This is a genomic window from Parasediminibacterium sp. HNIBRBA5674, from assembly GCF_056745525.1.
This window is the reverse complement of sequence record NZ_JBQWIE010000111.1, coordinates 1-430: the sequence shown is the minus strand read 5'-3', so window position 1 is coordinate 430 and position 430 is coordinate 1. Positions and strand designations below refer to the sequence as shown.

Annotated in this window: 1 protein-coding gene; it reads left to right on the top strand. The window is 36.0% G+C overall.

The features are described 5' to 3' along the window. The coding region (locus ACT9TX_RS18485; protein ID WP_481340605.1) for a beta-xylosidase family glycoside hydrolase at positions 1-430 on the top strand (430 nt) is incomplete at both ends.

The window sequence follows — 430 nt, the reverse complement described above, 5'->3', positions numbered from 1 at the left end:
GAAAGCATAAAACTAGTGCCAAACTTATTGGCACAGCGCACCATGGGGCGTTATAAAAATGTAATGACTACCAAGTTTGATGTAAGTGGTATGGCTGCTGGTCAAGAAGCTGGTTTACATGTTTCGGCAGGTAGTAATTATGTCATTGGTGTTAAAAAAGATAATGCTGGCAACCAGCAACTATTTTACAAGGCCGATACTAGTAGTATAGCTGCAATAATTGTTATAAAAGGTGAGGTACTTAATCAAAATGAAGTGTGGTTACAAGCAAAAATAGAAAATGGTTTAGCTACCTTTTTTTATAGTTTGGATGGAAAAAAATATTACCAAATGGGCGGCCAAAGTCAATTATTTTTTTGGGGCTTTACACCAAATATGGTAGGCTTTTATACCAAAAATGCGGTAGAAAAAGGGTTTGTAGATGTAGACT